4 protein-coding genes are annotated in these 5,429 nt (G+C 38.2%); all 4 read left to right on the top strand.

The annotated features are described in order from the left end of the window. The first annotated feature begins 410 nt into the window (after nucleotides 1-410). The 4 genes from mutL to HDC90_RS15010 all read left to right on the top strand — a co-directional run bounded on the left by mutL (nucleotide 411) and on the right by HDC90_RS15010 (nucleotide 5,194). Nucleotides 411-2,249 carry a DNA mismatch repair endonuclease MutL gene (gene mutL / locus HDC90_RS15025; RefSeq protein ID WP_184467733.1) on the top strand — a complete coding sequence of 613 codons (1,839 nt, stop codon included), beginning with the start codon at nucleotides 411-413 and terminating at the stop codon, nucleotides 2,247-2,249. Between the two features lie 254 nt (nucleotides 2,250-2,503). Beyond that, entirely contained in the window at nucleotides 2,504-3,235 is a 732-nt protein-coding gene (locus tag HDC90_RS15020; RefSeq protein ID WP_184467731.1) for a rhomboid family intramembrane serine protease, read from the top strand. Further along, nucleotides 3,228-4,082 (top strand): rhomboid family intramembrane serine protease, encoded by an 855-nt coding sequence (locus HDC90_RS15015; protein WP_184467730.1) that lies wholly within the window; start codon nucleotides 3,228-3,230, stop codon nucleotides 4,080-4,082. Before HDC90_RS15020 ends, HDC90_RS15015 begins: the two co-directional genes overlap by 8 nt. 29 nt (nucleotides 4,083-4,111) lie before the next feature. Continuing rightward, on the top strand, nucleotides 4,112-5,194 hold the full coding sequence (locus HDC90_RS15010) for an endonuclease/exonuclease/phosphatase family protein (RefSeq protein ID WP_255497687.1): 1,083 nt from the start codon (nucleotides 4,112-4,114) through the stop codon (nucleotides 5,192-5,194). Nucleotides 5,195-5,429: the final 235 nt, after the last annotated feature.

Below are 5,429 nucleotides of genomic sequence, written 5' to 3'. Positions count from 1 at the left end.
GTCATGATCTTAGTTCTCTTCTTTGTTTAAATTTAACAATTGTGGCTTGCTAAAGACCACTTGAACTAAGATCACTTTATTACATAGATACTGATGGGAACGGCATCCCGATTTTTTCTATCGGGATACAGTGTACAGTAGGACTATCGGAACCGATTGATGCAGACCCCTGCTTTTCAAAAAAAACGAGGCAGAGATAACAAATTGTTTCCTATAAAGATTCTTCACTGCGTTCAGAATGACAGGTAGCAATTAATTCTTGCGCCAGATCCTTCGACTCTGCTCAGGATGACAATTGATTACAGCAATCAATCCTGTTTAACTACAGTCATTTATGTGTTGAGTTTTAAACAAATCGGGTTCTTTAAGCTTATTTTGCATAATTTAGCGAATTCACTTTGCCCTAATACATGACTGATATTATTCACTTATTGCCTGATGCTGTTGCCAATCAAATTGCTGCCGGAGAAGTTGTTCAACGGCCTGCTTCTGCGGTAAAAGAATTGCTCGAAAATTCGATAGACGCTGGCGCAGATAAAATACAACTGGTAGTAAAAGATGCCGGGAAAGCATTAATTCAGATTATTGATAATGGCTGTGGAATGAGTGTTACCGATGCCAGAATGTGTTTCGAACGCCATGCTACATCGAAGGTAAAAAAAGCCGAAGATTTATTCGCTATCCGTACCATGGGTTTCCGCGGCGAGGCCATGGCTTCTATTGCGGCCATTGCGCAGGTAGAAATGAAAACCCGCAGACATGAAGATGAAATTGGCACTTGCATTTCTATTGAAGGTGCCCAGGTAACGAATCAGGAACCGGTAGCTACTTCGCCCGGAACGCAGATTTCGATTAAAAATCTGTTTTTTAATACACCCGCCAGGAGAAACTTCCTTAAAAGTAATCCGGTTGAAATGCGCCATATTCTGGACGAATTTCAACGGGTAGCATTGGCACATCCTGGTGTTTTTTTTAGTCTCCATCACGATGGAACAGAGATTTTTAACCTACCAAAAGGCAATTTAAAACAACGCATAGTTCACCTTTTTGGGAACAACTATAACGAACGTTTGGTTCCTGTTGAAGAAGAAACGACTATTATTAACCTTAAAGGATATATTGGCAAACCTGCTTTTGCAAAAAAAACCAGGGGTGAGCAATTCTTTTTTGTGAATAACCGTTTTATTAAAGACCCTTATTTAAACCATGCGGTAAGCTCTGCTTTCGAAGAGTTATTGCCAGACGATAGTTACCCACTATATGTATTGTTTATAGAAATAGACCCATCTAAAATCGATGTAAACGTACACCCTACTAAAACAGAGATTAAATATCTGGACGAAAAATCGATTTATGCAATCATGAAATCGGCTGTAAAACGTTCCATTGGTCGGTATAATATTGCACCAACCTTAGATTTTGATCAGGAAACTGGTTTTAGCAATATGATTACCCATAAAGCAGTAGAAGATATTATACCACCTAGCATTAATTTCAACCCTGATTTTAATCCTTTTGCCAGTGATAGCAGTTCTACTTCTGGGTATTCAACTTCATCAAGAAATTATGAAGCCAAACCGAGTGCTAAAAACTGGGGTTCGCTTTATGAAATAACAGAACAACCAATTGCAGAGCAAACCTCTATTTACGCTGATGAAACTGTTTTAGAAACCAAGCAGAAGCAATATATGCAATTGCATAACCGCTATATTGTTTCGCAGATCAAATCAGGGTTAATGGTTATCGATCAACAAATGGCACATGAGCGGATCCTTTACGAGCGTTTTCTCGTACATCTGGATGACCGCAAAGGTGCATCGCAGCAGAGTTTGTTTCCACAAACCATTACACTTAACGCCCATGATTTTGAACTGGCCAAAAGTTTACTGGATGATATAAAAAGTTTAGGCTTCGATGTACGGGAGTTTGGTAAAAATACGTTGGTAGTAGAAGGTATTCCGGTTGATCTGGGCAGCAGCAATATTAACGAAACACAATTATTTGAACAACTGATTGAGGGCTTTAAAAACTCGCAACAAGAATTAAAACTGAGCAAGCGCGACAGCCTTGCAAGGAGTTTAGCTAAAAACAGTGCCATTAAAGCTGGAACAAGCCTTGGCCAAGAAGAAATGAATACTTTGATTGATGAACTTTTTGCCTGTAAAACACCTAACTTTAGTGTGAGCGGTAAACCGATTATCCAAACCATTACCTTGACGGAGCTGGATAAGAAGTTTGAAAAGAATTAGATAAAAGACCAAAGCAGAAAGCTTAAAGCTTGGATGCCCTTAGATGTTAGGTTGTCAAGAAGACCGAATTCCGAAAGTCGGAGGCCGGGAGTCTGAAAGCAGAGGATTAAATGGCATAATAAAACTTGAAGCCAAAAAGAAATACAAAACAGTTAAACGATTACCAGTTTAAACAATTAACCAGGTTCAGCGTTTGGAGTTAGGCGTTTAGCGCCGATTAACCAGTTTAAACAATAACCGATTTTTAAAATTAAATGAATAACATATATATTCCACCGGTAGTAAAAAACCTACTGATTATTAACGTTCTATTTTTTGCAGCGAGTTACCTACTCACAACGCTCCACTTGGATGATCGGTTAGCGGTATACTATTTTGATTCTCCTAAGTTTGAAATATGGCAGCCAATTAGCTACATGTTTATGCATGGCGGTATTGCACACATCTTTTTTAACATGTTTGCATTATATTCTTTTGGAAGTTTGTTAGAATCAAGATGGGGTGGCAAAAAATTTATTATTTTTTATTTTATTACTGGATTAGGTGCATTGGCATTACAGTGGGCTGTACAGGCTTATGAAGTACACCAGATTATTGGTTGTGCCACCAATAATGGAAAGATAAATCTTACCGCATTATTTCAGGGCGAGTTCAACACACAACAACTCTCAATGGCACAAGCGGTTACACTTCGAAGCATCTATTTTGGTGGTATGGTTGGTGCCTCTGGCGCTATTTTCGGCTTACTGGTTGCTTTTGGCATGCTTTATCCCAATGCCGAGTTACTCATTATGTTTATTCCGGTTCCGGTAAAAGCAAAGTATATTATACCAATTTATATTTTAGTAGAGTTATCTTTGGGTGTTGCCCAGTTTGAAGGCGATTCTATTGCACATTACGCCCACCTTGGTGGTGCTTTAATCGGCTTTATATTGGTTAAAATATGGAAAGATAAGAACGATACATTTTATACACTCTATGAATAATACTTTCAAAGATTTAAAATACAAGGTTTTTCAATCCGGTAACCCAATATTCTTTTACATTGGCATAAACGTACTGTTGTTTCTGGTTATCGCTATTATTGGGTTATTTAGCAAGCTAAGTGGCCAAGGTGATATTATTGATATATTCGTAAGCGATTATTTAGCGCTGCCAGCAAATATTTCAAAACTGCCCGAACGATTTTATACCATATTTACCTACATGTTTATCCATGATGGGATTCTTCACATCTTGTTTAATATGCTCGGCTTATTTTGGTTCGGCAACATATTCATGAATTTTTTGAAAAGCCGCCAGTTTCATTTTGTATACATAGCCGGCGGACTATTTGGAGGTTTATTTGCCGTTGCTGTATTAAATATATTTCCGTTTTATGCCAATGGACTAGCAGGTGTAGCTATTGTTGGCGCATCAGCCGCTGTAATGGCCATTATTGTTGCTGCAGCAACTCTGGTACCCAATTACAGCATTATCCTGCTTTTTTTTGGTGAGGTTAAAATAAAATGGATTGCTATTATTTATTTTGTTCTCGACTTTCTAGCCATCGGCTCGGTAAATGCAGGCGGAAGTTTAGCACACATAGGGGGTGCCCTTGTTGGTTTTATTTTTATTAAACGCCTGCAAAGCGGAAGCGACTGGAGCAAACTGTTTGAGCGCAAACCAAAACTTAAAGTGGTCCGCAACGAAAAACCGGTTAAAAAGCCCGAGTTTAAGGGCGGCGTTTCACAACAGGAAATAGATGCCATTTTAGACAAAATATCAACCTCAGGATACGATAAATTAACAGCAGCAGAAAAGGAGAAACTGTTTAAGGCAAGTAAAGATTAATGGCCACGAAAAAGAAGAAATATAATTTCATGGATAAACTCCTCTTACCTATTGCCGTTGTATTGGCAATAGCTTTGCTTTTGGGAGTTCTGGCCGGAAATATGGATCCAAGAAAACATGCCATTATTGCTTTTTTTGGTCTCGCCTACCCTTTTGTCCTATTCGCTAACATTATCTTTTTGGTTTGGTGGTTTTTAAGCAAAAAATGGATTTTTGCAATCGCTACCATTCTGGTTATTGCACTCGGTGCTAAAACTTTAAAAGCAACTTTTGCCATTGGTGGCGATGAAGGTGGCGCTGAAAAAGCAGACAATAGCATCAGAATGATGACTTACAACGTGCACAGTTTTAAACTATATGGCGAAGACAATACTGAATCGGTTAAAGAAAAAATGCTTCGGGTGGTAAAAGACCAAAATCCTGACATCATCTGTTTCCAGGAGTTTTTTACCCGCTATAAGGGTGCATTTGATACTGTTGATAGCCTAAAGGCTCTACTAAATACGAAATATTACTATTTCGTACCCACCAATAAAAATGATTACGAAGCCACAGGCTTAGCCATATTTTCTAAATTTCCGATTAAAAATTCTGGTAAAATTCCTTTTGTTGAAGGTTTTCCGGGTAATATGAGCATTTACGCTGATTTAAACATTAAAGGAAAAACGCTAAGGGTTTATAATGTACATTTTCAATCAATTTCTTTCGAAAAACAAGATTACGAATACCTGGATAAGGTTAAGGAAATGAATACAGAACTGCAGCCATCTAAACGGATTTTAAGAATGCTGAAAAGTGCCTTTTTTAAACGCAGTGGTCAGGTAGATATTATGAAAAAAGAAATGGCCACCTGTAAAACACCTTACCTTATTGCAGGCGATTTTAACGATACGCCAGCATCTTACGTAGTTACCCAAATTACAGCTGGCTTAAATAATAGTTTTATTAAAAAGGGCAATGGCCTCGGAAAAACCTATAATGGTAAATTCCCTAATTTTCAGATCGATTATATTGCCACTTCTAAAGAACTTGAGGTATTAAATTACAAAATTACCCAAGCCAAATTATCCGATCATTTTCCGGTACGGAGTGATTTGAGATTTGTTCCATAAGATTTAATAAAGACCTTACAGTGCGTGGCGACATCATGGTTCTGGAATCATAGGCCAATCATCAACTGATATTAATTTTTTATGGAGCGCAAGGCTTGTACAAAACAATACGTTTCCTCCCGTTTTACGCTTTTACGCTACCTCGTTGCTGTAGGGTAACGCTTCAACCGGGGCTAGGTGGCCACAATTGTATTTCATTTTTGGGGTTGCGAAGTGCAGAAACCCTTGTTTATAA

Origin of the sequence: Pedobacter sp. AK013 (assembly GCF_014205835.1) — a bacterium.
Lineage (GTDB): Bacteria > Bacteroidota > Bacteroidia > Sphingobacteriales > Sphingobacteriaceae > Pedobacter.
Note: the sequence above shows the minus strand (reverse complement) of the source record. Positions and strands in the feature narration are given on the sequence as shown.